This window comes from Ideonella azotifigens, assembly GCF_021043325.1.
GTDB lineage: Bacteria > Pseudomonadota > Gammaproteobacteria > Burkholderiales > Burkholderiaceae_C > Ideonella > Ideonella azotifigens.
In genome coordinates this window covers 43629-69022 of record NZ_JAJNKD010000006.1, presented here as the reverse complement: position 1 = coordinate 69022, position 25394 = coordinate 43629, and the positions used below count along the sequence as shown (strand labels likewise).

26 protein-coding genes are annotated in these 25394 nt (G+C 65.5%); all 26 read right to left on the bottom strand.

Annotated elements, in window-relative coordinates:
* Window positions 1-3: 3 nt before the first annotated feature.
* A complete protein-coding gene (gene gmhB / locus LRH25_RS14670) occupies window positions 4-555 on the bottom strand; it encodes a D-glycero-beta-D-manno-heptose 1,7-bisphosphate 7-phosphatase (protein WP_141284158.1) in 552 nt (183 codons plus the stop codon).
* Complete coding sequence (locus tag LRH25_RS14665; RefSeq protein WP_141284156.1) at window positions 552-1040, bottom strand: adenylyltransferase/cytidyltransferase family protein; 489 nt, start codon at window positions 1038-1040, stop codon at window positions 552-554. Before LRH25_RS14665 ends, gmhB begins: the two co-directional genes overlap by 4 nt.
* Window positions 1037-2053 carry an ADP-glyceromanno-heptose 6-epimerase gene (rfaD, locus tag LRH25_RS14660; protein ID WP_141284154.1) on the bottom strand — a complete coding sequence of 339 codons (1017 nt, stop codon included), beginning with the start codon at window positions 2051-2053 and terminating at the stop codon, window positions 1037-1039. Before rfaD ends, LRH25_RS14665 begins: the two co-directional genes overlap by 4 nt.
* Entirely contained in the window at window positions 2050-2988 is a 939-nt protein-coding gene (rfaE1, locus tag LRH25_RS14655) for a D-glycero-beta-D-manno-heptose-7-phosphate kinase (RefSeq protein WP_141284153.1), read from the bottom strand. Before rfaE1 ends, rfaD begins: the two co-directional genes overlap by 4 nt.
* A complete protein-coding gene (locus LRH25_RS14650; protein ID WP_141284150.1) occupies window positions 2985-3575 on the bottom strand; it encodes a D-sedoheptulose-7-phosphate isomerase in 591 nt (196 codons plus the stop codon). The genes rfaE1 and LRH25_RS14650 overlap by 4 nt, the downstream gene beginning before the upstream one ends.
* Window positions 3576-3609: 34 nt before the next feature.
* A complete protein-coding gene (locus LRH25_RS14645; RefSeq protein ID WP_141284148.1) occupies window positions 3610-4608 on the bottom strand; it encodes a glycosyltransferase family 2 protein in 999 nt (332 codons plus the stop codon).
* Complete coding sequence (locus tag LRH25_RS14640) at window positions 4605-5261, bottom strand: acyltransferase (protein ID WP_141284147.1); 657 nt, start codon at window positions 5259-5261, stop codon at window positions 4605-4607. The genes LRH25_RS14645 and LRH25_RS14640 overlap by 4 nt, the downstream gene beginning before the upstream one ends.
* The gene (locus LRH25_RS14635) at window positions 5258-6319 is read right to left on the bottom strand and encodes a glycosyltransferase family 2 protein (protein ID WP_170200675.1); all 1062 of its coding nucleotides are present in this window, start codon (window positions 6317-6319) and stop codon (window positions 5258-5260) included. The genes LRH25_RS14640 and LRH25_RS14635 overlap by 4 nt, the downstream gene beginning before the upstream one ends.
* Before the next feature lies 1 nt (window position 6320).
* Window positions 6321-7700, bottom strand: a complete 1380-nt coding sequence (locus LRH25_RS14630) for a polysaccharide biosynthesis protein (protein WP_141284143.1) — start codon at window positions 7698-7700, stop codon at window positions 6321-6323.
* 175 nt (window positions 7701-7875) lie between these two features.
* Window positions 7876-8952, bottom strand: coding sequence for an NAD-dependent epimerase/dehydratase family protein (locus tag LRH25_RS14625; protein WP_231011468.1), 1077 nt, complete (start codon window positions 8950-8952; stop codon window positions 7876-7878).
* Window positions 8949-9872: a transketolase family protein gene (locus LRH25_RS14620; protein WP_141284139.1), complete on the bottom strand. Its 924-nt coding sequence runs from the start codon at window positions 9870-9872 to the stop codon at window positions 8949-8951. The genes LRH25_RS14625 and LRH25_RS14620 overlap by 4 nt, the downstream gene beginning before the upstream one ends.
* A complete protein-coding gene (locus LRH25_RS14615; protein ID WP_141284137.1) occupies window positions 9869-10693 on the bottom strand; it encodes a transketolase in 825 nt (274 codons plus the stop codon). The genes LRH25_RS14620 and LRH25_RS14615 overlap by 4 nt, the downstream gene beginning before the upstream one ends.
* Before the next feature lie 14 nt (window positions 10694-10707).
* Window positions 10708-12051: a lipopolysaccharide biosynthesis protein RfbH gene (gene rfbH / locus LRH25_RS14610; protein WP_141284135.1), complete on the bottom strand. Its 1344-nt coding sequence runs from the start codon at window positions 12049-12051 to the stop codon at window positions 10708-10710.
* Window positions 12048-13124 (bottom strand): CDP-glucose 4,6-dehydratase, encoded by a 1077-nt coding sequence (rfbG, locus tag LRH25_RS14605; RefSeq protein ID WP_141284133.1) that lies wholly within the window; start codon window positions 13122-13124, stop codon window positions 12048-12050. Before rfbG ends, rfbH begins: the two co-directional genes overlap by 4 nt.
* A 4-nt stretch (window positions 13125-13128) precedes the next feature.
* Window positions 13129-13902, bottom strand: a complete 774-nt coding sequence (gene rfbF, locus LRH25_RS14600; protein WP_141284131.1) for a glucose-1-phosphate cytidylyltransferase — start codon at window positions 13900-13902, stop codon at window positions 13129-13131.
* A 33-nt stretch (window positions 13903-13935) separates the two neighbouring features.
* Window positions 13936-14925: an FAD-binding oxidoreductase gene (locus LRH25_RS14595; protein WP_141284129.1), complete on the bottom strand. Its 990-nt coding sequence runs from the start codon at window positions 14923-14925 to the stop codon at window positions 13936-13938.
* Window positions 14926-14944: 19 nt separating this feature from the next.
* On the bottom strand, window positions 14945-15316 hold the full coding sequence (locus LRH25_RS14590; RefSeq protein WP_231011466.1) for a MarR family EPS-associated transcriptional regulator: 372 nt from the start codon (window positions 15314-15316) through the stop codon (window positions 14945-14947).
* 110 nt (window positions 15317-15426) lie between these two features.
* The gene (locus tag LRH25_RS14585; protein WP_231011463.1) at window positions 15427-16161 is read right to left on the bottom strand and encodes a sugar transferase; all 735 of its coding nucleotides are present in this window, start codon (window positions 16159-16161) and stop codon (window positions 15427-15429) included.
* A gap of 146 nt (window positions 16162-16307) precedes the next feature.
* Entirely contained in the window at window positions 16308-18185 is a 1878-nt protein-coding gene (locus tag LRH25_RS14580; RefSeq protein ID WP_231011460.1) for a polysaccharide biosynthesis protein, read from the bottom strand.
* A gap of 22 nt (window positions 18186-18207) precedes the next feature.
* Window positions 18208-19338 carry a glycosyl hydrolase family 18 protein gene (locus tag LRH25_RS14575; protein ID WP_141288550.1) on the bottom strand — a complete coding sequence of 377 codons (1131 nt, stop codon included), beginning with the start codon at window positions 19336-19338 and terminating at the stop codon, window positions 18208-18210.
* Window positions 19339-19360: 22 nt separating this feature from the next.
* Window positions 19361-19954: a sugar transferase gene (locus LRH25_RS14570; protein WP_141288549.1), complete on the bottom strand. Its 594-nt coding sequence runs from the start codon at window positions 19952-19954 to the stop codon at window positions 19361-19363.
* Between the two features lie 13 nt (window positions 19955-19967).
* Window positions 19968-21137, bottom strand: coding sequence for a DegT/DnrJ/EryC1/StrS family aminotransferase (locus LRH25_RS14565; RefSeq protein ID WP_141288548.1), 1170 nt, complete (start codon window positions 21135-21137; stop codon window positions 19968-19970).
* Window positions 21134-22450 (bottom strand): glycosyltransferase family 4 protein, encoded by a 1317-nt coding sequence (locus LRH25_RS14560; RefSeq protein ID WP_141288547.1) that lies wholly within the window; start codon window positions 22448-22450, stop codon window positions 21134-21136. Before LRH25_RS14560 ends, LRH25_RS14565 begins: the two co-directional genes overlap by 4 nt.
* Entirely contained in the window at window positions 22447-23541 is a 1095-nt protein-coding gene (locus tag LRH25_RS14555) for a glycosyltransferase (protein ID WP_375140589.1), read from the bottom strand. Before LRH25_RS14555 ends, LRH25_RS14560 begins: the two co-directional genes overlap by 4 nt.
* On the bottom strand, window positions 23538-24137 hold the full coding sequence (locus tag LRH25_RS14550; RefSeq protein WP_141288545.1) for an acyltransferase: 600 nt from the start codon (window positions 24135-24137) through the stop codon (window positions 23538-23540). The genes LRH25_RS14555 and LRH25_RS14550 overlap by 4 nt, the downstream gene beginning before the upstream one ends.
* Entirely contained in the window at window positions 24134-25390 is a 1257-nt protein-coding gene (locus tag LRH25_RS14545) for a lipopolysaccharide biosynthesis protein (protein WP_231011459.1), read from the bottom strand. The genes LRH25_RS14550 and LRH25_RS14545 overlap by 4 nt, the downstream gene beginning before the upstream one ends.
* Window positions 25391-25394 lie beyond the last annotated feature (4 nt).

The following is a 25394-nucleotide window of genomic DNA, read 5'->3' as shown; positions in this document are numbered from 1 at the left end:
GGGTCAGGTGTGCAGCAACGCGTCCACGCACTGCGCCAGGTCGGCGTAGGCCGCGTCAGCGGTACCGATATCGGGCATCGACGCTTCGTTGCCTGAGCGCACGAGGTAGGCACGCCCTACGCCTGCGGCACGCGCGGCCTCAATGTCCGAGAGCTTGTCGCCAACCAGAATCGACTCCGGCAACGAGAGCAGGTGCTCTGCGGCGGCGCGCAGGATCATGCCTGGGCGCGGCTTGCGGCAGTCGCACTCGCGTGCGAAGGCGACGACGCTGCCGGCGGGATGGTGCGGGCAATGGTAAACGGCGGCCAGCGGCGCGCCTTGCCGCTCGAAGACCGCACACATGCGCTCGGTCAGCGCGAAGTACTGCGCCTCGGTGTAGTAACCGCGAGCGATGCCGGACTGGTTGGTCACGATGACCAGGCGAAAACCGGCGTCCGCGAGTCGCCTCGCGGCATCAAGCGCGCCGGGCACGAACTCAAAGTCCTCCCATCGATGCACGTAGGCATGATCGCGGTTGACGACGCCGTCTCGGTCGAGGAACACCGCTCGCGTCATGCGTCTGTGCCGCGGATGCGGCGCACCAATGCGGTGGTGGAGAAGCCGTCAACGAAGGAGATCGCGATGGCGCGCCCCCCCCACGAACGCGTGAGTCGCGTCTCTTCGAGTGTCTCCATGTCGTAGTCGCCGCCCTTCACATAGACATCGGGACGCACTTGCGTGAGCAGCGCCACCGGCGTGCGCTCGTCGAAGAACGCGATCAGTGATACCGATGCCAACCCGGCGAGCACGAAGGCGCGATCGAGCTCGCCGTTGAGCGGGCGATCAGGCCCCTTGCCCAGCAGGCGCGCAGAGGCGTCGCTGTTGAGTCCCAGCACCAGTGCACCGCCAAGTGCTCGCGCTGCCTCCAGGTAGCTCACATGCCCGCGGTGAAGGATGTCGAACACGCCGTTCGTGAAAACCAGCGGGCGCGGAAGCGCCGCGACGCGCTGCGCGAGCGTCGCGTCGTCAAGAACGATCTTGTCCGCCAGGCCCGCACTCATGCGGCAGCCGCAGCGGGATGGACCGCGCTCTCGTGAAGCCAGCGCACGTAGCGATCAACGCCGCACGCCACGTCGGTGAACTCGTGGTCACAGCCGGTCGAGCGCAGGGCCGTCAGGTCGGCCTGCGTATGACACTGGTACTTTCCGACCAGCGCCTGCGGGAAGCCGATGTACTCGACGAGACCGTCCTTCAGCAATTGCTCCAGCGGGCGGGCTGCCTCACCGCGCAAGGTCAACGCGGTGTTAACGCTAGCCAAGGCGACATCGTTGAACGGCTGCGCAGAGCCAGTGCCAAGATTGAAGATGCCGCGCGCCTGCGGATTCTGTAGGAACCACAGCTTCACGGCGACAACATCGTCGACGAAGACAAAGTCGCGTTCCTGTTGGCCTGGCCCGTAGCCGCCATACTCGCCGAACAGGCGCACGCAGCCGTTCTCGATGAACTGGTTGTAGTGGTGGAAGGCAACCGAGGCCATGCGGCCCTTGTGCTGCTCCCGCGGCCCATAAACGTTGAAGTAGCGAAACCCAGCGACCTGGTACGGCGCCCGTGCGACCATGCGGCGCACGACGTTGTCGAACAGCAGCTTGGAGTAGCCGTAGACGTTGAGCGGCTGCTCGAACTCCGGTTCCTCGCGGAAACACGAGCTGCCGCCGTAAGTTGCTGCAGACGATGCATAAAGCAGCCGCGTACCCTGCGCCATGCAGGCATCAAGCAGCATCTTCGAGCAGCGATAGTTGTTCTCCAACATGAAGCGTCCATCGTGCTCCATGGTGTCGGAGCATGCGCCCTCGTGCATGACCACGTCCACATGGCCTAACTCGCCGCGTGCAAAGCGCGTGTAGAACTCGTCCTTGTCAAAGTAGTCGGACAGCTGGGCGCCCAGGAGGTTGCGGTACTTCGGTCCGTCGGTCAGATCGTCGACCGCAATGACGTCGTCGATGCCGAGCGCGTTGAGCCCGCGGACGATGTTGGACCCAATGAAACCAGCAGCGCCGGTGACGACGACTCTCATTCAAACAGCTCCTCGTAACTCACTGTGGCGGTCCCAAACTTGCCGACGACGATGCCGCCGGCACGGTTGGCAACCTGGATGGCATCTCGCATCGACATGCCCACGCCGAGCATCGCGGCCAGCGTCGCGATCACGGTATCGCCCGCGCCCGTCACGTCGAACACCTCGCGGGCCAGCGCCGCTACGTCGAGCTGGCCGCTGTCACCAACGCCGTCGAACAGGCTCATGCCTTCTTCGGACCGGGTAACAAGCAGCGCATCGAGCTGCAGGTCCTCGCGCAGGCGCCTCGCGCGCCGACGCAGGTCGGCCTCGTCCGACCAGGCGCCCACGACCTGGGCCAGTTCGGCACGGTTCGGCGTCAGCACAGTCGCACCGGCATAGCGGCCATAGTCGCTCCCCTTGGGGTCGACCAACACCGGCTTGCCCGCCGCGCGGGCCAGCTCGATCATGCGCGGTATGTGCGTCAGGCCGCCCTTGCCGTAGTCGCTGAAGAGCACGGCATCGGAACTTCCCAGCGCTTGTGCGAAGTCGGCCAACATTTGCGTCAAAATTTCATGGTCAGGTGTGCTCTCGAAGTCGACGCGCAGCAACTGCTGCGCACGCCCGATCACGCGCAGCTTGACGATCGTGGTGAGCTTCTCGTCACGCCCGAGCCGCGCGGCAACGCCTTCGCGCTCCAGCAGCGACTCCAGCGTCCGAGCCGGCGCGTCGTCACCTACCACAGTCAGCAACGTCGACGCCGCGCCGAGTCGCTTGACGTTCAGCGCGACATTGGCTGCACCGCCGAGCCGATCTTCCTCGCGTTGCACGCGTACCACCGGCACCGGCGCCTCGGGCGAGACGCGGTCAACAGAGCCAAACCAATAACGGTCCAACATCGCGTCGCCAACGACCAGCACACGGCACGCAGACAATTGCTCCCGCGACGGCATCATTCGGCTTCCCCGTGCTGCGGCACCAACCCCAGCGACTGCTCGACCGCGCCGCAGATCGAGTGGCCGATCAGGATATGTGCCTCCTGGATACGCGCCGTGACTTCGGCGGGGACGACGATGGCGCAATCGCACAGCGTCGCGAGCTTGCCACCGTCTCGGCCGAGTAGGCCGATCGTGCGCATACCCATCCCGCGCGCGACTTCCACCGCGCGGATCACGTTCGCCGAGTTGCCCGAGGTCGAGATGCCCAGCAGGCAGTCCCCCGGGCGCCCCAACCCGGCGACCTGGCGAGAGAAGATCTCCGCGAAGCTGTAGTCGTTGCCGATGCAGGTCAGCGCGGAGCTGTCCGTGCTGAGCGCCATCGCGGCGAGTGGCTTGCGATCCTTGATGAAGCGCCCAGTGAATTCGGCGGCGATGTGCTGGCTGTCGGCGGCCGAGCCGCCGTTGCCGCAGATCATCAGCTTGCCGCCGGCACGCAGGCAATCGGCGATTGCCTGCGCGGCTCCCATGACGCTGTCGTCGAGGACGCTGAGACGGCTGAACAGCTCGAGATGCTGCTGGAGATTGTGTTGAAACAGTGTGGTCAAGGTCGCTCGATGAAAGTGCCAAGAAATAGGTAGGTCAGCACACCACGGACGCGGCGCCCTGACGCCGGCGGGCCACCAACGCAACATAGGCGCGGGCGAAGGGCCTGAGCAGCAGACGTGGGGCCAAGGCGAGCAGGAGGAGCCAGGCCTTCCGCCAAGGTTCTATCGTCGTCGCCGGGGCGATGTAGACGCGGAACTGGCGCAGGTCAAAGGCACCTTGGGAGCGCAACCGGAACGTCGACTTCAGGGAAAGATAGGCATGCTCCCGGCGGTAATTGACGGCAGCATCCTGCAGCGCCCCCGCTAGCGCGGGCCCGCGCTCTGCCGCGATGCGGCACATGCGCTCGAAGCCAAGGAAAACGCCGAACGAATCCTTCTTCCAGGTGAAGGTATCCTCGCCCTGCGAACGGTTGGCGACGGACGGGGCGGCCGATATCTGCACAACGGGCCGCGCCGCGAGCATGTCGACGATGCGGCCAACGTGTGCGAAGTACGTGCCCAAATAGGGCGCAGCGTCCGTACGACCCCAGGCGGCGCGCTGGACGAGCACCGCCCCGATGAAGCCGATAGAGGCAAGCAGTTCGGGGATGAAGTCGGCGGCTGCTCGCTCGCCGTCCACGGCCCCGGGCGATGCGACGCCCAGCACCGTCGCATGGTCTTCGGTGACCCATTGGTAGTTGGAGAACACGAACGGGTCGTCGCGGCCCTGCAGCCTATCGTGCATCGCGGCCACCGCTCCGGGCAGGAACAGATCGTCCTCGCCGATCAGCCACGCATAGTCGCAGTCGCACAAGTCGACCACATGCTGGATGTTGGCATCAATACCCAGGTTGCGCTCGTTGCGGTGGACGTGTACGAAAGAGTATGCGGCGCACAGCGCGTCGAGCACTGGCCGGTTCACGTCCGTCAGCGAATCATCGGCCACGAACACGCGGATCGGTCGGCCTGCAGCCGACTCGATGGCTGACTCAACGCAACGGCGCAAGAAGTCGGGCCGCTTGTAGGTCGGGATGCAAATGCCGAGGGTGGTCATGGATGGTCGGGAATGGTCGCCCAGCGACCAATCACAGGATCGAAGAACTTGACGGGCACGGCAGGGGCGCCGACGGCAATCACGCGCATAGGCAGGTCGCGGGAAACGACGCTGTTCGCACCAACGATGCTACCCTCACCGATCGTGACGCCGGGCAACACCACGACGTTATCGCCGAGCCAGACGTTGCGGCAGATGCGCACCGGCCGGCCAGTGGCAGGTCGCCGCAGGGCGGGCGGTACGTCGGGCGAATCCTGGGTGTCGCCCCGGTAGGTGCCGTGCCCATGATCGGTGACGTGGACCCCGCTGCCGAAGAGCACGCCGTCTTCGATCGTCACGCGTGCGGTCGCGGCGATGTGCACGCGCTGGCTGCAGATCACGCCGTTGCCGATCTCGATCAGCGGCTCGAAGGTGAACTCCCGGTAACGGCGCACCGCCTCGATCCACAGCATCTGTCCTGCGTAGAAGCCTTCGCCGATGCGGATACATTCACCGCCCTGCAGTTGCGCGCCGCGGCACACGTGGAAGCGGCTCCCAACTTGCGCCAAGTGGCGGCGCCAGAGCCTCGAGCGCAGCTTGTCGGCGGCGAACGCGACCAGCTCGGGTAGCGGCCGGCGCAGGTGGACGGCGACCTTTGACAGCACGCCGCTCATCGCGATGCCTTCGCACCCGCTGCGCGCAGACGCAGACGGTCGAGCTCGAGCGTCAGCCGGTGGTAGACGCGCCAGCTCTGGTAGAACGGCTGCGCGAGCCAGCCCGGGAAGCGACCGAGCGGCACGAGCAGCAACCAGAACAGTGGTTGGTCGCCCAGTTCGCGCCGCATCGCGGGCCACGCGTCCTCCGCGGCGTGGCGGCCGGCAACTCCCTTGCGGGCGCCCCACAGGATGCCCGGCATGAAGTGCAGCAGATTGCGGCGGATCAGGACGCGCGCGATCCGGCTGTCGCGGCCAAAACAATCGTTGACAATCCGGGCGAAGTTCGCTCCGAAAACCGTCAACAGCGCGTAGCCGCCGGAGTTGTCCTTAGTGGCTAGCATGCAGCGGTCGGCGACGAACGAGAAGCGCCTCCCCTCTGTGCGCAGCAGCGGCAGGATCCAGCCGAGCTGGATCAGACTGGTCGCGGTGAAGCGGGTGATTGCGGAGCTACCGACCACGCCCATCAGCGCGTTGCGGTCGACGACCATGCCGGAGATGAACGTAAACCAGATGTGCACGCGATGGGCGAACGCCTCGGCGTGCATCGTCTCTACGCGCAGGCATCCAACCGGTTCGCCCTGGTCGGGTCCGGTGAGCTGGGGCAGCCACTCGCTCTGCAGGTAAACGAGCGACGGTTGACGCTCGCGCAGCAGCGCGACGACCTGCGCGATCACGCCGCGCTTGGGAAGATCATCGTCGCCGATGATCCAGAACCAGCGCGTCGACACGCGTTCGACGCACGAGCTGAAGTTGCCGTCGGGCCCGAGATTGCTTGCATGCCGCTGAGCGACCAGCGCCGGCCAGCTGGACTGCATCGCCTGCACAACCTCCGACGTCCGGTCCACCGAGGCGTTGTCGGACACCAGCACTGTCACCGCGTCCGCGCAGGTCGCCAGCTCCTGCCTCAGCGTGCGCAGCAACAGTTCGAGGTTCGCCGCCCGGTTGTAGGTGGGGACGATGATCGTCAGCAGGGCCTGCCCGGGAGGCGTTCGCGCGAGGTCGAGGGTCGAAGACACGTCAGGCAGTTCTCTTGAGATAGCGGGACAGGAGCATCAGCGTCCAGGGCAGCGTGACGAAGGTGGGCACCACCGCGTACAGCAGCATCATCGGCAGCACGCCGACGCGCGAGCCGAACCAGGCGGCCGCTGCGGTCAGCACAGCCGTGACGATGGAGACCGGCAGCATCGGCTCCTCGCGGTGGGCGCGCATAAAGGCGGCCGCGCCGAAGACGACGCTGTTGACGACCGTCGCCCAGGCCAGGCACGCCAGCACAGCCGGCGACGCGATGCGCGCCATCGCCGGCACGCCCGCGACCGCCAGCAGCGCGGCGCCACCCGCCACTAGGGTCGACAGCAGCGCCGTCGCAACGCAGGACCGCAACAGGACATTGCCGAACAGCGCATTAAGAGCTGCGCGCTCGCCGCGCGAGATGTGCATCGTGAACTGCGGGTTGCGCGCGTTGATCCAGCTCATGCCGATCGTCGAGACCGCGTTGAACATGGTCAGCGCGAGGCCGAGCCTGCCGGCCTCCACCGGGCCCACGCGCGAGAACACCAGCGGTGTGAACATGTTGAAGATGAAGTAGCCGCTTACCCAGCTGAGCGCGATGCGCCACTGGAACGGGAATACGTCGCGCCGCCACAGCAGGCGATGGGCCTGCGGCACCTCGCGCAACGCCACGCGACGAAGCATGTCGCCGCGCTTGCGCAGCCACCAGCCGGTCCCGCTCGCGCCGACGAGAGGCGCAGCAGCCGTCGCCCACAGACCGGCATCGAGATACAGCGCCGACCACAGGCACAGGTACCCGATGCACGACTGCACCAGACGCAGGCGCGCGACCTGGCCGACGCGCCCGGCACCCTCCATCATCGCCAGCCCCGGGCTCAGGTAGAGATTGACCGCCGACGCGCAGGTCAGCAGCAGCCATGCACCTAGCCACGACGACGGCGGCAGCACGCCCTTGTGCGAGAAGAACGTAATCCCGGCCAGGCCACCAAGTGCCACGAACAGGCAGGCAGCGACTGCATACCAGCGGCGCATCAGCCGCGCCAGCGAGCCGAGGCGATCAAGGTGGACAGCCTCGCCGCGGAGCGCACCCTCGGCGTCGATCTCGAGATGCGCCACCTCGTGGCTGACGAGCTGCACCACGATCTGGTTGAAGCCGAGTTCGAAGAACACCTGTAACGCCAGTATGCTGGCGAAGGTGTAGTAGTAACCCTGCTGCGTCGGGGTGAGCCAGAGCGGCAGCAGCACCATCGTCGCGGCGCCGGCCAGGATGGTCCAGCTGCGGAACATCAAAGTTACCAAGACATGGAAATCAAGGCCAATCACGCTGCGCAGGTGGGCAAACCGCCCGCCTCTCCGGGCGGCAACAGAAATGGCAACATCGTCGGTCATTGGGCCCCGACCGTGTGCAGTGGCGTACTCGTAGGCGACATTCGCGTCTCCGAAACACTCCTGGCATTGCGCATCGACCGCGCGTCAACGACGTAAATGGCATTCGCGCCGCGCATCAAGCGCGGCGCGAAGCGGGAAATGGTCGCGGCAAGCACGCCAATGGTGTCGCCTTGGGTCATTGCTGATGTGCTTCGATCATTCGCCTGAACCCCACGGCCGGGGATATCTCGGCCTTCCAGCCGAGCGATTCCATCCGCGCAGTGTCCGGGACGAGCCGATTGAAGGTGCTGGGCAGGTAGTCTTTGCCGCCGGTGTCGACACGACGATCGACTTGCAGGCCCTTCTCCGGATATAGGCCGACAAGCAAGTCGGCGAGCTCCATGACCGACAATTCAGCCGACGAGTTCGCGACGTTGTAGGGCACGACCGGCTCGCCTTTAAGCAACACTGTCAGAAAGCCTGCGGTCGCATCGCTCGCATAGCAGAAGGCACGCCGAGCGGTGCCGTCGCTGTTCATGACGATGTTCTCGCCACGTGCGACATTAAAAGCGAAATCGGCGAACACGCGCCCGTCGTTGGCCGTCAGTCCCGGCCCATACGTATGGAAGGGGCGCACGATGTAGGTGGGCACACCATGTTGATGGTTCCAAGCAACGCACATCGCCTCGCCCATTCTCTTGCTCTCGGCGTAGCAGGAGCGAACCAAGATCGGGTCGACCAAACCATAGTTCGACTCACCAATCAACTCCTCCGCTCGGACTGCGCCATAAACTTCGGCGCTGCTCACAAAGAGGAAACCACGGGCATCGCCGCCTCGCCTAAGCGCCTCAAGCAGCGAAGCCGTACCCACGGTGTTGGGGAGCATTGTCCCAACAGGATCCGTTCCGTAGAAGCGGGGGCTAGCTTGGCTGGCAGCATGTAGAACGTAATGAACGTCGCCCAGTTCAGGAACGGCGATTTCGTTAAGATCCCATTCCACAAATTCAAGAAGCCGCGCATCCGGGCTATTAGCGTACAACCGTCGCGCACGTTCCAGATCGCGCACCAGCGCCACGACGCGAACGGGTTGGGATACCTTTCCAAGCCTGTGTAGCGCAAGCAGCGTACGCGTCAAATACCCCCCAAGGAAACCGCCGGCACCGGTCACCACGACGCGCAAGCCGGAAAGCACCTGCCAGTCGAGATCGCGTGCAACGATGGCGTCGATATCGCCGACCATGATGTCGGGCTTTGTAGTAGATGCGCTGCTCAAGCCGGAGTACTCCCGATGAACATGCGGATTCGCTCCAGCACGCAGTCATGATCCAGGCCATGTTCCTTCAGGAGGTACGAATACGTACCGCAGTGCTCGGAGAACCGGTCGGATACCCCAATTCGCATCACCCGAACGGGATTGTGTTCTCCAACGATTTCCGCAATGGCGGATCCGAGGCCTCCATAAGTCGAATGCTCCTCCAGCACGACAACACCACGGCTGTCGCGGGCCACCCGCACAACCTGGGCTGCATCCAAGGGCTTGATGGAAGGAACGCTCCACACACCGGCATCGACTTGCTGCTCAGCGATATCGAGTGCGGTTCTTACCATAGATCCGGTTGCGATGAACGCCGGCAAATCCAGCTGGCCCGCGCGCACTTGGATCATTCGGCCGGCTTCAAGCGGCGCCAATGAAGAAGAATGTACGTCGCCACGATCGGATTTGCCCATGCGCAGGTATACCGGCCTACGGGCCGCGTAAGCGTGCGCCATGCAGGCGGTCATTTCGTGTCGATCTGCAGGTGACAGCACGTCGAGCCCCGCGATGACGCGCGTGCAAGCGATGTCTTCTGTGGACTGGTGGCTTGTACCGAGGTGGCTATACACAAAACCGGCACCATCGCCGAGCAGGACGACCGGCAGGCCGTCGTGCGCGATGTCCAGCTTAATCTGCTCAAGAACGCGTAAAGGCACGAACGCACTGAGGCCATAGACGAACGGTCGAAAGCCCGCTCGTGCGAGGCCCGCAGCCATGCCTACCATGTTCTGTTCGGCGATGCCTGCATTGATGTATTGAGCTGGGCACTGGTTGCGGAAAGCATCGAACAGTGCGTAGCCATGGTCGCCCGTCAGCAGCAACACCTTAGGATCTTGGACGGCCAGTCGCACCAAGGCATCGGAGAAAGCGTCTCTCATTTCGAACCTTCCGACAAGCCGAGGGCCCCTTTGGCCTCGGCGAAGGTCTGGGCTGTCAGCCGGGTGTAGTGCCAGCGGTTGTCGTCCTCCATGAAGGGCACTCCTTTGCCCTTGACGGTACGGGCAACGAGCGCCTTCGGCTGCCCGGGCGCGGTCGCCCATAGCGAACGAATGGCCGAGTCAATAGCAGCCTCGTCGTGCCCGTCCACCTCCTGTGTCTTGAAGCCGAAGCTTTCAAACTTTGCACGCAAGTTGCCGAGGGAGAGCACGTCCTCGGTGGCGCCCATGGCCTGGAACCCGTTCTCGTCCACGATGATCATGAGGTTGTCGAGCCGATGATGCGCAGCGAAGAGCATGCCCTCCCAGATAGAACCCTCGTTGAGCTCACCATCCCCCACGATCGCGAAAATCTTCTGGTCGGTGCCTTGCTTGCGCGCACCGAGCGCGATGCCGACGCCCACCGAAAACCCGTGGCCCAGCGAGCCGGAAGTGACTTCCAGGCCAGGAATGCGAGAGTCGGACAGCCCCTTGAGATGAGTGCCGTCCGAGAAATAGCTCTGGATCTCGGTCTCGCCGATCCATCCCATCTCGCGCATGCAGGCGTATTGCGCCATCACGCCGTGTCCCTTGCTCAAGACGAGATAGTCGCGGCCTTCTGCCTTCGGATCGTTACCGGGATACCGCAGATGATCGCGATACAGAACGGCAAGCAGTTCCACGATCGAGAAGGCACACCCAATGTGCACCGTCGAGCCGGCGTATGCCATCTCCAGAACAGTGTGGCGCAGTCGGCCAGGATGGAAACGGCGATCATCCGGCATTGCAACAGCCCTCATCAGAAATTGAGCCCGAAGAACTCTTCGAGCTTCTCGACGACATAGTCGAGCTGTTCGTGAGTCAAACCCGGCCACACACCTAGCCAGAACGTCTGACTCATCACCTTGTCGGTGTTCGTCAGCTCGCCGCTCACGCGGAAGTTGCGCCCGATCATGTAGGGCTGGCGCGTGAGGTTGCCGGCAAACAGCAGGCGCGTGGCGATCTTGCTTTGGTCAAGGAAGTTGATCAGGTCGGCACGCTTGACGCCGGCGTCGTCCTTGAGCACCAGCGGGAAGCCGAACCACGACGGCTCGGAGTTGGACGTGGCCTCGGGCAGATGCAGAAACTGCGCGCAGTTGGCCAGGCGCTCCTTCAGGTACTTGAAGTTAGCCTTGCGCGCGGCGATGAAGTCTTCGACCCGGTCCATCTGTGCCAGCGCGCAGGCGGCCTGCATGTCACTGATCTTCAGGTTGTAACCGAGGTGGCTGTAGGTGTACTTGTGGTCGTAGCCCTCTGGCAGTTCACCGAGCTTCCAGCAGAAGCGCTTGTTACAGGTGTTGTCCTTGCCGGGCGGGCAATAGCAGTCACGGCCCCAGTCGCGGAAAGACTCTGCGATCAGCTTGAGCTCAGGGTCGTTGGTGAACACCGCGCCGCCCTCGCCCATCGTGATGTGATGCGCCGGGTAGAAGCTGAGCGTGCCGATGTCGCCGAAGGTGCCGACCAACTGGCCGTTGTACTTCGCACCGAGCGCGTCGCAGCAGTCTTCCACCAGCCATAGGCCGTGCTTCTTGCAGATCGCGGTGACAACATCCAGGTTGAACGGGTTGCCCAGGCTGTGGGCCAACATGATCGCCTTGGTCTTGGGCGAAATGGCGGCCTCGATCTTGGAGACGTCAATGTTGTGCGTGGCAAGGTCGACGTCGACGAACACCGGCACGGCGCCGAACTGCAGGATTGGGTTGACGGTGGTCGGGAAGCCGGCGGCCACGCCGATGACTTCATCACCCGGCTTGATCGCGCGGTCGCCCAGCCGATCGGACGTGAGCGTCGAGAACGCCACCAGGTTCGCCGACGAACCCGAGTTGACGGTGATCAAGTGCTTCACGCCTAGGAACTTCGCGAGGCGTTCCTCGAACATCGCATTGAAGCGGCCGGTGGTAAGCCACCCGTCAAGGCTGGCCTCGACCATCAGTTGCAGCTCCTTGGCGCCAATCACTTTGCCCGAGACCGGAACTGCGCTTTCGCCTGGAACAAAGGGCTTCGGCGCGTGGACCACGTCCGAGAATTGCTGCACCAGCGCGGAAATCTCGGCGCGCAGTTGGTCGGGGGTCTTCTTGACGAAATTGATCGGGGCTTCGGTCATGATGCGATGGTCTTCGAGTCGTTCGTGTATTGGGCTATCTGCTGCAGGCAAAGGGCGCGCACGTCCTGCTTGGCCAGCCAGGCCTGGTGCCAGGTGACGATGTGCTGCAGCGCGTCTGCAAGGCGCCAGCTCGGCTGCCAGCCCAAGCGCGCGCGGGCCTTGGAGATGTCCAGCTTCAGGTAGTTGGCCTCGTGTGGATGGGCGCCGCCGTCGAGCTGCCAGCGGGCACCGCGACCCCACTGGTCGACCAACTGCTCGACGATCCATTGCACCGGGCGCGCATCCTCGTCACGCGGCCCCAGGTTCCAGCCTTCGGCGAACGAGGCGCCGCCGTCCCACAGGTGCTGAGCCAGCACGAGGTAGCCGGCCAGCGGCTCCAGCACGTGCTGCCAGGGGCGCGTGGAATGCGGGTTGCGAATCACCACCGGCTCACTGCGCTCGAATGCGCGCAGGATGTCGGGCACCAGGCGGTCGGACGCCCAGTCGCCGCCGCCGATGACATTGCCCGCGCGTGCGGTTGCCAGCGCGGGACCGCCCTGCTGGAAGAAGGACTGGCGATAGGCGCTGGAGACAAGCTCGGCGCAACCCTTGCTGTTGCTGTAAGGGTCGTAGCCGCCCATGGGTTCGTCTTCACGGTAGCCCCAGGCCCACTCTTTGTTCTCGTAGCACTTGTCGGTGGTCACGTTGACGACCACGCGCACGCTGTGCGTTTGCCGCACGGCTTCCAGCAGATGGACGGTTCCCATCACGTTGGTGGCGTAGGTCTCTACCGGCTCCGCATACGACAGGCGCACCAACGGCTGAGCAGCCATGTGGATCACGATGTCCGGCCGGAAAGCGCTGATGGCGGTCTGCAACGCGGCAAGATCACGGATGTCGCCGGTGGTACCGGCCATGCCTGCAGCCACACGCGCTTCCCTGAACAGGCTCGGATCTGTGGGTGGCGACAAGGCGAACCCATGCAGTTCGGCGCCCAGGCTTTGCAACCACAAGCTCAGCCAGCTGCCCTTGAAGCCCGTGTGACCGGTCAGGAAGACGCGTTTACCGCGCCAGAACGATGCATCGACGCTCACGGGCTCAGTCCCACTTCTTCCATGGCGCGCGTCCGGAAGCCCACAGCTCTTCGAGGTGGTGCTTGTCGCGCAGCGTATCCATCGGCTGCCAGAAGCCGCCGTGCTCGAAGGCCATGAGCTCGCCACGGTCGGCCAGGTTGACCAGCGGCTCCTGCTCCCAGATGGTCGAGTCGTCTTTCAGTTCGGAGAGCACCTTGGGCGACAGCACGAAGAAACCGCCGTTGATCATTGCGCCGTCGCCCTTGGGCTTCTCGCGGAAGCTGTTGACGCGGCCGTCCTTCATGTCCAGCGCGCCGAAGCGGCCGGGGGGGAAGGTGGCGGTGAGCGTGGCCGACTTACCGTGCGCACGGTGGAACGCGATCGACGCCGAGATGTCGATGTCGCTCACGCCATCGCCATAGGTGAAGCAGAAGGCCTCCTCGTTCTCAACGTACTTGGCCACGCGGCGCAAGCGGCCGCCGGTCATCGAGTCATCACCGGTATCGACCAGTGTCACGCTCCATGGCTCCGCGCGTTTGCTGTGCACTTCCATCTTGTTGTGCGCCATGTCGAAAGTGACGTCGGACATGTGCAGGAAGTAGTTGGCGAAGTACTCCTTGATCACGTAGCCCTTGTAGCCACAGCAGATCACGAAGTCGTTGATGCCGTGGTGGGAGTACATCTTCAGGATGTGCCAAAGAATGGGCTTGCCGCCGATCTCCACCATGGGTTTGGGACGTGTCGCCGTCTCTTCGCTGAGCCGGGTGCCCAGGCCGCCGGCCAGAATCACTGCCTTCATTGGAGTCCTCACCTGCAGGGGAAAGATGCCGGCTCAGTTGGAGCTGACAAAGGCATCAAAGAAAAACCGTTTGGGATCCAGTCCGGCCGCCAACAGCTTCTGTTGCGCGCCGTGGATCATCTGTTCCGAGCCACATGCGTAAACCGCTGCATTCATCAAGTCCCGGCCTTCGGCCAGCAGCACGTCCTGCACATGACCACGTGCCCCCGTCCAACCTGCATCCGCACGCGACAACACCGGCACGTAGCGCAGCGTGGCGAGCGACGCAGCGGGATCCAGGTAAAGATCGGCAGGCTGGCGACCGCCCCAATAGAGCGTGACGGAGGCCGGCTGCAATTCGGCCGGCATCTCGGCCACTTGCGCCAGCATGGACAGCATCGGCGCAATGCCTGTGCCAGTGCTCAACAACACAAGGTCTAGGCCGGTAACCGGACGAAGGAAAAACGTGCCACGCGGCCCGACAAAGCGGAGTAAGTCGTTGGCCTTGGCCTGCTCGAACAAGTAGTGGCTGAACTCGCCATGTTCGACTTGCCGGATCTGCAGTTCAAGCTGACCTGCTTTCGTTGCAGCACTTGCGATCGAGTAGCTGCGACGAACGCCTGTCGGGCTGGTCAGGTCAATGTACTGCCCTGGCAGAAAGCGAAAAGCCGCGGTTGGCGGCAGGCGCAGCACCACGCGAAACACGTCCGGCGCCAGACGATCCAGCGAGGCGATGCGAGCAGGCAAGGTCTTAGGCGTGATACCAGCCAATGCACCGAGGTCTTCAATGTCCAACAGCAAGTCGCTGCAAGCCTCGTGTGCACAGGTCAAGATCCAGCCCGCTTCCGCTTCTTGCTGCGACAAGGCGGTAGCTTCACGCAGCAACCCCACGTCGCCCGACATCACCCTGGCCTTGCAACTGCCACAACGACCTGTGCGACAACTGTGCTCAATGACGACTTGTTGGGCCAGCGCGGCATCCAGCACGGTGTTGCCAGGCTCCGAGGAAAACTGCAGGCCGCTGGCCAGGGTTACGGTGGTCATGAATAAAAAACCGCGCGACTCAGCTGACGGTATCGGGTGAACGCGAACCTGCGGCCTGCTGGCCCAAAGCGGTGCGCAGGCGGTCGATCTCAGCGCGAAGCAACTCGAACTCCTGCTCTTTTCGTCGCAAAAAACTCTGGGTCAACTGCATGCGATGACGGACCCCGGCAGGCGTCAACGCATAGAGATAGCTCAATTTGCTGTCGCTGCGCCTGAAGTTACCCGCCTTCACCAGACCCTTGTCGAACAGCGCCTTCAAAAGATAGTGCGCCTTGCCCAGACTGATGCCCATGGCCTGGGCCAGCCTCCGCTGAGAGTACTCAGGGTGCTGCTCGATCAGGCTCAGCAGTTCGAGATGCGCGCCTTGGGTTTCCGGTTCGTCGGAAGGCAAGTGTTCAACCATTGAACAGAGATTGTAGCCCTTTGGATGACGCTGTCATCAACAAGGATCAACTGACGTCGCCTGCTGACCCGCGCGCAGTCCGACACAAACGCCTGCCCTCAATAAGCCCCGTGGCGCCCCACCATGACCTTCACCGTGCGCATCACGATCATGAAGTCTGAGAACACGTTCCAGTTCTCCACGTAAGCCTTGTCGAGCTGCACGCGCTGGTCGTAGTCGAGGTTGTTTCGACCGCTCACCTGCCACAGGCCGGTCAGGCCGGGCGGCACGCTGTAGTAATGCGCTTTGGCATCGCCGTAATAGCGATCAAGCTCGGCCTGCACCACAGGGCGTGGCCCGACGATGCTCATCTCGCCGCAAACCACATTCCACAGCTGCGGCAATTCGTCCAGGCTGGTCTTGCGGATGAAGCGACCCACACGCGTGATGCGGGGGTCGTCCTTGAGCTTGAAATCGCGCTCCCATTCGGCGCGAGCTTCGGGGCTGCTGTTGAGCAGATCCTTCAGCACCTGATCCGAGTTCGCGACCATCGAGCGGAACTTGTAGCAGTTGAACAGCCTGCCGTCTTTTCCCACACGCTGGTGGCCATAGAACACACCGGGCCCGCTGCTGAATCGCACCGCGATGGCCACAAGCACCATGATCCAGCCGAACAGGGCGAGGATCACGACGATGCTGATCAGGTCAAACAAACGCTTGAGCGCGAAGCTCAAGGGACCGAGGCCAATCCGTTGCGCTTCCTGGACATCATCCAGGCTCAATGCTTCCGAAACACCTGCGCTGGATGCCGGATGCGAGCCACCCAAATCGCGGGCGCCATCATCTACGTACATGTCGTTCCTCTCGACAAAGGGACTCGGTGCGCAACAAGCCCTCGGATCGGGCGGGTTAGGCCCAAAATCGAGCATTATCGCTGCCGACCCAAAGGTTAAGAAATGAAAACAACACTGTTGTCGGGCATTCGGTGCATTCCCGTCGACTAATGCCGCCTGTATTCCTTGACAAGGGTGCTCAACGCATCGCGCACCAGATCGGCCGACTGCACCGGTGAACTTGCGACCCAGGCCAGCAATCGCCGCGCACCTTCAAGCGAGTCGTCAAGCTGTGCCAGCCGCAATTCCTTGACTGCGGTGGCCACCGTCAAGTCCCCGTCCGCCAGCAACTCCTCGTAAAGCTTCTCCCCCGGCCGCAAGCCGGTGAAGACGATGCGGATCTCCTGTTCGCTGCGGCCGGCCAGGCGAATCATGGTCTTGGCGAGGTCGACGATCTTCACCGGTTCACCCATGTCCAGCACCAGCACCTGACCGCTTTCACCGATGGCTGCGGCCTGCAGCACCAGGCGCGCGGCTTCGGGGATGGTCATGAAATAGCGAATGATGTCGGGGTGGGTGACGGTGATCGGACCGCCCGCAGCGATCTGCTGCTTGAATTTGGGAATCACGCTGCCGGACGAGCCCAGCACGTTGCCGAAGCGCACGGCCATGAAGCGGGTGCCGGCGTGTTCGGCGGCCATCGCGGAGACCACCAACTCAGCAGCCCGCTTGGTGGCACCCATCACGTTGGTCGGGTTGACGGCCTTGTCGGTGCTGATCAGCACAAAGCGCTCCGCCTTGACCTCGGCCGCAGCGAGCGCGGCGTGGTACGTGCCCAGCGTGTTGTTGCGCAGCGCAGCCCAGGCGTTGTCGACCTCCATCAGAGGCACGTGCTTGTAGGCCGCCGCGTGGAAGACGACCTGCGGGCGTTCGCGCTCGAAGATGGCGCGCAGTCCGTCCAGGTCCTTCACGTCGCCAATCAACTTGACCAGCGGCAGCGCAGGGAAACGCAGGCTGAGGTCCTGCTCGATGGTGTACAGGTTGAACTCGGAGAGTTCGACGATGACCAGCTTCGCCGGCTGGAAGCGCGCCACCTGGCGGCAGAGCTCCGAGCCGATGCTGCCGCCGCCGCCGGTGATCAGCACTGTCTTGCCACGCAGCACTTCGCCGATGCCGGCTTCGTCCAGTTGCACCGGCTCGCGGCCGAGCAGGTCCTCGGGTTCGATGTCGCGCACGCGGTCGACCGCGGCCTCGCCGCTGCGCAGCTCTTCGGCCGACGGCACGGTCAGCACCGGCAGGCCCAGCGCGCTGGCCAGTTCCACCGCGCGGCGGCGCTGGGCCGCAGTGGCCGACGGCAGCGCGATGATCAGGTGCGTCGCATCGCCGCGCACGCCGCGATCCCGGATGGCTTCCAGCGGCCCCAGCACCGGCACGCCGGCAATGCGCGCACCCTGCTTGGCGGCGTCATCGTCCAGCAGCCCAGTGACGATCCAGCCCTGGTGCTGAATGCCGGCCAGCAAACGCTTTGCCGCCTCGCCTGCGCCCAGCACCAGCGCGCGGCGCGGCTCGGTGCCGTTGCTGCCGGCAATGCGGGCACGGGCGTGCTCGTACAGCATGCGGTAGGCCACGCGCACCATGCAGACGGCCATCAGGCTGAACAGCGGGTGCAACGCCAGCACGGAACGCGGCACCTGGTAGAGCTGCAGGCCCATGACGGCTGCGGCACTCGCGAGGCCGGCAGCGCCGCACGCAAACGTCAGCCGCTTGACCTCGCCGAAGCCGGAGAAGCGCCACATGCTTTGCGGCACCTTCAGCAGCGCAAAAGCAGCGAGATAAGCCGCGACCACACCCAGCAGCACCCAGCCGTCATACCACGGCCGCGCATCCCACCAGCGCTCGAAGCCGAGTCGGAACAAGTAGGTGGCGTTCCAGGCCAGTGCCACCATCAGCGCGTCGATCGCCAGGCTCAGCGGCGCGCGGTGCGGCCGCAGCCGGGCCAGCAGTTGTTCCAGGCGCAACCAGCGCGAAGCAGTGGGGACAGTCATCGGCTTCAGTGGTTTCGCAGGCTCAGGGCTTGAGGCCGGCGGTCACGGCATCCCAGAACGCCGCGTCTTCATAGCCCATGGCCCAGACGCTGGTGCCGCCCAGGCCCAGGCTGCGCACCAGCGCGGTCTTGACGGCCAGGCTTTGCGCGTCGTCGAACCACAGCACGGGCTGGCGGGTGGCCTTGCTCCAGGGCTTGCCATCGCGCTGCGGTGTCACAGTGCCCCAGCTGGCGGACGGCGTGGCCGAGGCGCTGTCTCGCACCATCACTGCGCCAGCGTGCGCAGCGATGGTCTTGCCATACTTGGACCAGTACACGACCTTGCCGGTGCTGTAGTCGTAGCCATAGGCCGGCAGGCCGGACAGCACCTTGGCCGCGGGCACACGCGCCAGCGTGTAGCCCAGCACCGCCTGCTGCCAGTCCAGGCCGGACTCCGGGCCCGGCCATTTGCCATGGTTGAAGCCGGTGGTGCACCAACCGGGGCCGACCTCGTCATAGGTCATCACCTGCAGCCAGTCGACCGAGACGCCCAGTGCCGCGTAGTCGTAGCCGGCCAGCCAGGGCGAGGATGTGTCGTCGAACTTCGGCGGCACGCTGAGGATGAGCTTCAGCCCTTGCGCATGCAGGCGCGCGGCCAGGTCCGCCACGAAGGACGAGAACGCCGTGGCATTGCCTTCCTCCACCGCTTCCCAGTCCAGGTCGATGCCGGCAAAGCCTTGCCCCACGGCAAGCTGCAGCATCGCGCTCAGCGAAGCTTCCCGCGTCGCCGCGCTGGCCAGGATGCCGCGCGACACGGCCGGGTCGAATTCGCCCAGCGCGTCGCTGTAGTCCGACACCGTGGGGTACAGCGGCAGCGCCTTCTTTTTCGCGAACTTGATGATCTTCTGCGTAGTGCTGCTCATGCCCACGTCGCTGAGCGAGCCGTCGGCCAGCAGCGACCAAGTCGAGCCCAGCCCGACGGCACCCAGCTGCGCGTAGAACGCCTGCAGGTTGGTGTAGGCCACGGGCACCTGGCCGTCGGTATAGGCCAGCACCAGTGGCGCAGCCGTTGCGGCTGAGATCTGCGACGGCAGCACGCCTGCAACGCTCATTGCGGCGAGAGCACCAAGCAGCTGACGCCGGGTCGGTTGGCCGATGAATTGGGTGGAGGTCATTGGGTTTCCAGACGGCAAGGCTTCAGCCTCGCAACAAGACGCGCAGCGAGCGCAGCAGCACGCCCAGATCGGTCCACAGCGACGCGCTCACCGCATACTCGGCCGCGCAAGCCAGCTTGGCCGGCAGGATCACCTCGCGGTATTCACGCTCGGGATCCGCCGCAGCGGCCAGTTGTTCGCCTTCGTTGCGAAAGCGCAGCGAAGCCGGGTCGGTGATGCCGGGGCGCACAGACAGCACCTGGGCCTTCAGCGTTTCGGGATACAGCGCGACGTAGCGCGGCACCTCGGGGCGCGGTCCCACCAGGCTCATCGTGCCTTGCAGCACGTCGATCAGCTGAGGCAGCTCGTCCACGCGGTGTGAGCGCAACCAGGCGCCGACGCGGGTGATGCGCGCATCGGCGCCCACGGTCAGCAGCCCGGCGGCTTCGGCGTCCACGCGCATCGTGCGGAACTTGTGGATGCGAAACGGCACGCCGAAGCGGCCCACGCGCTGCTGGCGAAAGAACACCGGGCCGGGCGAATCGAGCTTGATCAGCAGAGCCACGATCAGCCCAGGTAACAGCAGCGCTGCCAAGCCCAGTGCCGAAGCCAGCAGGTCGAACAGCCGTTTGGCCACCGCAACCAAGCCCTCAGTCCACCAGCGCGCGCCGCAGCGAGGACACCACGCGGGGCACGTCAGCGTCCGTCATGCGCGTGTACAGGGGCAGGCTCAGCATGCGCTCATAGGCCAGCTGGCTTTGCGGAAAGTCCTCGGCGCGCAACTGGTAACGGTCGCGCCAGTACGGCTGCTGGTGCAGCGGGATGTAGTGCACGCTGCAACCAATGCCGTCCTTGAACAGCGCTTCGATCACGGCGTCACGGCCAATGCGGGTGCCCTCGGCCAGGCGGATGGCATACAGGTGCCAGCTGTGCAGCTCGCCCGCCGGCGGCTGCGGCGGCAGGACGACGGGCAACTCGGCCAGCGCCGCGTTGTACTGCGCGGCGAGTTCGGCGCGGCGCAGCTGGAAACCACGCGCGCGGCCCAGCTGATGCAGCCCCAACGCCGCGGCTATGTCGGTCAGGTTGTACTTGAAGCCGGGCGCGACGATCTCGTAGTACCAGCTCGGCACCTTGGCGGTGAAGCGGTCGAACGCATCGCGGCTGATGCCGTGCAGGCGCATGACCTTGGCGCGCGCGGCCAGCTCCGGGTCGCGCGTCACCAACATGCCGCCTTCGCCGGTCGTCATGGTCTTGTTGGCGTAGAAGCTGAAGACGGTTGCGTCACTCTGCAGCGTGCCGATCAGCTCGCCCTTCAGCGTGGTGGGCAGCGCGTGCGCCGCATCTTCGACCACCTTCAGGCCATGCTTTTTCGCAATCGCCAGGATCGCCACCATGTCGCAGGCCAGGCCGCCGTAGTGCACGGGGATGATGCACTTGGTGCGCGGCGTGATCGCGGCCTCGATCTTGGTCGGGTCAATGCACAGCGTGGCCGGATCAATGTCGACCAGCTTCACGTCCGCGCCCAGGTAGCGGGCCACCTCGGCGCTTGCGGTGAAGGTGTGCGTGGTCGTGATGACTTCGTCGCCGGGGCCAACGCCCAGCGCTTCTAGCGCCAGGTGCAGGCCGGCAGTGGCCGAATTCACCGCGATGGACTGCAGCGACGCATCGCCCAAGAATTCGGTGAACATCGCCTCGAAGCGCTTGGCCTTGGGGCCGGTGGTCACCCAGCCGGAGCGCAAGGTGTCCACCACCTCGGCAATTTCCTCCTCACCGATCTCGGGCAAGGCGAACGGCAGGAAGGGCAACGGTTCAGTGCTCATGGACGACGAGGGGATTGGGAGGGACGGGGCGGCAAACCCTGGATTGTGGACTGACCCGGGCGCGGCGCCGACGGCATGCAGGCTGCAAGGAATCGCTTGGCCAGCACCGGGTAGGCATGCTCGGCCAGCACGAAGGTCCGGCCCCGCTTGCCCATGGCCTTGCGCGTGGCAGCCGGCAGGCCCAGCAGTCGCTTGACGCCTTCGGCCACCGCCTCTGGCGACTCGGGCGGCACGGTGATGCCTGCGCCCGCTTCGGCCACCGGGTCGTTGCCCGCCTCCACCGCATGCAGCACCGGGCAGCCGGCCATCATGTAGTCCATCAGCTTGTTCGGCGCAATGCCGAAGCGGTAGATCGGCACGCGCTGCCAGCCGATGTAGGCGACTTCGATGGCAGCGAGGAAGGACGGGATCTGTGCCTTCGGGATGGTCCCGCACCAGTGCACGCGGGCGGACAAACCTTCCTGCTCGATGCGCCTGACCAGCCGCTCACGCTCGTGCCCGTCGCCGACCAGCACGAACTCGACCGGCGAATCGGCCAGCAGCTTGGCACCGTCCAGCAGCGTGTCCAGCGCGTTGGGCCGGCCCATCGAGCCGGCGTAGCCGACCACGTGGCGGCCGGCCCTGTGCGCAGCGCCGATGCAGGCCGCCACCTCGGCCTTCAGCGGCTCGGGCCTGCCATCCCATTCCTCCGGCGAAATGCCGTTGGGCACGATCACCAGTTTCTTCAGGTCCAGCCCGCGCGAGGCCATGTGCTCGTGCACCTTGGGCAGCATCGAAACCACGACATCCGCATCCCTGTAAGCCGCGCGCTCGGCGCTGCTGCAGATCAGCGCAAACGGGTGCCACGGCGACATGCCCGACAGCTCGATGGGCGACAGCGGCCACAGGTCATGCACCTCGAAAACCAGCTTCGCCCCCGCCTTGCGCGCCAGGCGCTGGGCGATCCAGATGTCCATCGGATAGGTGCTGGAAGCGATCACCACCTGCGGCTTCAGCTCGGCCACCAACGCGTCCGCCTGCTGCCAGACCTGGGCCAGGAAGCTGGCAATGTTGCGCATGCGGCCCATGCCATTGCCCTGATAGGCAGGGGTGTCGAACCAGCGGTAGGCAATGCCGTCAATCGTCTCGCTCGTGCCGTCTGCCCCGGCGTTCGGGTCCAGCTGTGGCTGCTTCGCCCGCACATGCGAGAAGCTGGCCGCCAGCATCGTGACGGCATGGCCGGCGCGCACCCATTCGCGCGCCAGGTAGTACGGCCGGTATTCCATGCCCAGCGCGGGCGAGCCGGCGTAGTGATTGAGGTACAGGATGTTCATGACAGGGCTTGCAGTCGCTGTACATAGGCTGCAACGCTGCGTGGAAACAAGGCGTGCTGCACGACCCATTCGCGGTTGGCAGCGGCGACCTCGCCGCCACGCAGTGCCAGCGCGGCCAATCGCGGGCGGGAAAGCACTTCGCCATCCGCCAGGACCACGCCATTGCGGCCATCGGCCACCAGCTCCCGGTTGGCCGGCAAGTCCGACAGGATGGGCACGCAGCCGTGGGCCATGGCCTCCAGCACCGAGACCGAGACCGAATCGCTCTGCGGCAGGCTGAGGTACCAGCCAGCGCGGGCATACCAGCGGGCCTGGGTGGCGGCGTCCAGCCGGCCCACGAAGCGCACGCGTCCCTGCAACTGGCGATCTCGGGCCACCTGTGCTTCCAGCCCGGCGCGCAGCGAGCCGTCATGCGCGAGCACCAGCCGCGCCTCGGCCCAGTCCGCCGCCAGCGCGGCGAACACCGCGAGCACGCGCTGCGGCTGGTAAATGGGCTCCAGGCCGCGGTTGGCAAAAAACAGGTTTGCATCCTTCGCGCCAGGTGCCGGCGGCAGCGCTTCGAGGCCGAATGGAAAGATCATCACCTCCCCTGCGCCCAGTGCCCGCATGCGCGCCGTCATGTGCTGCGAGTCACTTGTGCACAGCGTGCAGGCCCGCAGCACGCGGCCGGTGACCCAGCGCATCAGCGCGCTGCGCCCAGGCGTGACCAGGATGTCCGAACCCCAGGCCGAGCCGGCGATGCGGGCCTGCACGCCGAACACCCGCACCGCCAGCCAGGCCAGCGTGCCGTGCGAAGTCAGGTAGTGCGGCGCCAGCCAGTCGGGCCGCACGGCTTTCAGCCAACGCGCCAGCCGCGGCAGCTGGCGCAGCAGCCCGCCATTGCCACCTTCGAACTGCATCGCATGGCCGAGCGCCAACCGGCGCTCGGCCGGCAGCAAGGCCTCGATCTCCGGCAGGAAACCGCGGCTGGAAACAGCATGCAGCTCGACCTGCTGCGACAACGCGGCCAGCGCCCGCACCCACTTCAGCAGGTGCGGGCTCTCGCCGTCGCCGATCAGCACCAGACGGAGTGGCGTTCGCAAGGGACTCACGTCACGGGCCCGGCCCAGGCGTCGTACAGCGGGCGCAGTTCGGGGAAACGTTCCAGCAGCCGCTCGTCAGCGCGCCGGCTATCGCCGACCACACGGGCCGGCCGGCCTTCGAGGATCACGAAATCCGGGAACTCCCCTCGCACAAAGCTGCCGGCACAGACCAGCGTGCCGCGGCCCAGTCTGGTGTTGGCCTCGATCAGCGAATGCGGGCCGATGAAGCTGTAGGCGCCGATCTCCACAGGCCCGGCGATCCAGCCCGGCCGCTCACCGAAGCCCGCCGCCGGCCAGCGCACGAAACCTTCGCCCATCAGCCGTGCCGAGCGGTGCGAGCTGTGGGTCACGATGGCGCAGTGGCTGGTGATCTGCACCCCCTCGCCCAGCGTGATGCCACCACTGGCTTCCAGGTAGTTGAACGGGCCGATGTAGACGTGGTCGCCCATCACCAGCTTGTCCTCGGCCTCCAGGTGCGCGGCGGGGGAGATGCGCGTGTGAGGCAGCAGCTTGCCGCCGGAGCGCTCGCCAAAGACGATGCGAAACAGCAGCGAGCGCACCAGGCGCCGGCGGCAGCGATTCAGGAAAGCATTGAACGAAGTCACGGCCGCGATTCTTCCACCACCGGCTCGGTGGCCGTGTCATCGTCCACCGGCCAGAACGCCAGTTGCAGCAAGTAGTAGCCGAAGTACAGCAGCATCGCGCCCGAAACCGCCCAGCCCGCCCCGGTCAGCCCGCCCCAGTGCAGCCCGGCCGCCAGCGCGGCCACGAAGGCCACCTGCCCCACCAACGCCAGCTTCAGCGCCCAGGCTTGCGCCTGCCAGGCCATGGTCACCACCGCCAGCGGCGCCGAGACGAAATGCAGCCCGATGTAGACCGCCAGCGCCCGCGCCAGCTCACCAGCCTCGCGCCATTCGGCCCCGAACAGCCAGGCAAAGCCCCAGGGCGCCAGCGCCCACAGCAGCGCCACCAGCGGCAGCGCCAGCGCGGCAAGCACCAGCATCACCCGTCGCAGCGCCGCGCGCGCGGCGCGCGTGGGCCGCGTGCCGGCCTGCGCCAGCTTGGGGTACAGCGCCTGCGAGACGGCGCTGCCCACCAGCGTGGCCGGCGCCTTCAGGTAGCGCAGGCCCAGGCCCCAGAAGCCAGCCGCCGCCGGGCCCAGGCTGGCGGCGATCAGGGCCACGCCCAGCGTGTCCTGCAGCGCGCCGGTGAAGGCATGCGGCGTGTTCAGCAGCGGGAAGACACGGTGTTGGCGCGCCACGGCGCCGAGCCCAGGCGCACTGCCGCTCAGCGGCAGCCGCAGCCAGACCGTGGCCAGCAAGGTCGCCGCGATGGGCGCGGCGATCAGCCCGGCCACACCCGCGCCGGCCCAGCCCGCCGCCACCTGCGCCAGCGCCGCACCGCCGTACTGCAGCACCCGCGCCGCGGCCAGCGCGGAGAAACGCTGCTCGCGCGTGGCCCACAGCGTCGCCAGCGACACCACACCCGCTGCCGCCACGGCCAGCGGCAGCCAGGCGACCCAGGCGCCGCCACCCAGCGCGGCCCAGCCCAGCGCACCCAGTGCGCTGGCCAGCGCCACGCCCAGCAGGATGCGCAGCGACAGCACGCGCAGCGCCTGGGCCTCATCGTCCGAACGGGCCAACGGCAATGCGAATTCATAGCGCGCACAGGCCACCACACCCAAGTTGGTCGCCACCGCGGCAAACAGGTGGTACTGACCGAACTGCGCCGGCGTGAACAGCCGCGTCAGCAACGGCCCCAGCAGCAGCGGCAGCGCCTGCGCCAGCGCGCCGCCGGCCAGCAGCGTCAGGCTGGCGCGCAGCAGGCCTTGCAGCGGCGGTGTGGCGGTGTCGCGCATCCAG

Coding starts and splice junctions, on each gene's coding strand:
- LRH25_RS14565 (WP_141288548.1), bottom strand. CDS start 21,137: ATGAGCACTGAACCGTTGCCCTTCCTGCCGTTCGCCTTGCCCGAGATC.
- LRH25_RS14620 (WP_141284139.1), bottom strand. CDS start 9,872: ATGAGAGACGCTTTCTCCGATGCCTTGGTGCGACTGGCCGTCCAAGAT.
- LRH25_RS14615 (WP_141284137.1), bottom strand. CDS start 10,693: ATGCCGGATGATCGCCGTTTCCATCCTGGCCGACTGCGCCACACTGTT.
- LRH25_RS14630 (WP_141284143.1), bottom strand. CDS start 7,700: ATGACCGACGATGTTGCCATTTCTGTTGCCGCCCGGAGAGGCGGGCGG.
- LRH25_RS14645 (WP_141284148.1), bottom strand. CDS start 4,608: ATGACCACCCTCGGCATTTGCATCCCGACCTACAAGCGGCCCGACTTC.
- LRH25_RS14575 (WP_141288550.1), bottom strand. CDS start 19,338: ATGACCTCCACCCAATTCATCGGCCAACCGACCCGGCGTCAGCTGCTT.
- rfaE1 (WP_141284153.1), bottom strand. CDS start 2,988: ATGATGCCGTCGCGGGAGCAATTGTCTGCGTGCCGTGTGCTGGTCGTT.
- LRH25_RS14585 (WP_231011463.1), bottom strand. CDS start 16,161: ATGTACGTAGATGATGGCGCCCGCGATTTGGGTGGCTCGCATCCGGCA.
- rfaD (WP_141284154.1), bottom strand. CDS start 2,053: ATGAGAGTCGTCGTCACCGGCGCTGCTGGTTTCATTGGGTCCAACATC.
- rfbH (WP_141284135.1), bottom strand. CDS start 12,051: ATGACCGAAGCCCCGATCAATTTCGTCAAGAAGACCCCCGACCAACTG.
- LRH25_RS14640 (WP_141284147.1), bottom strand. CDS start 5,261: ATGAGCGGCGTGCTGTCAAAGGTCGCCGTCCACCTGCGCCGGCCGCTA.
- rfbF (WP_141284131.1), bottom strand. CDS start 13,902: ATGAAGGCAGTGATTCTGGCCGGCGGCCTGGGCACCCGGCTCAGCGAA.
- LRH25_RS14580 (WP_231011460.1), bottom strand. CDS start 18,185: ATGACTGTCCCCACTGCTTCGCGCTGGTTGCGCCTGGAACAACTGCTG.
- LRH25_RS14545 (WP_231011459.1), bottom strand. CDS start 25,390: ATGCGCGACACCGCCACACCGCCGCTGCAAGGCCTGCTGCGCGCCAGC.
- gmhB (WP_141284158.1), bottom strand. CDS start 555: ATGACGCGAGCGGTGTTCCTCGACCGAGACGGCGTCGTCAACCGCGAT.
- LRH25_RS14595 (WP_141284129.1), bottom strand. CDS start 14,925: ATGACCACCGTAACCCTGGCCAGCGGCCTGCAGTTTTCCTCGGAGCCT.
- LRH25_RS14560 (WP_141288547.1), bottom strand. CDS start 22,450: ATGAACATCCTGTACCTCAATCACTACGCCGGCTCGCCCGCGCTGGGC.
- LRH25_RS14665 (WP_141284156.1), bottom strand. CDS start 1,040: ATGAGTGCGGGCCTGGCGGACAAGATCGTTCTTGACGACGCGACGCTC.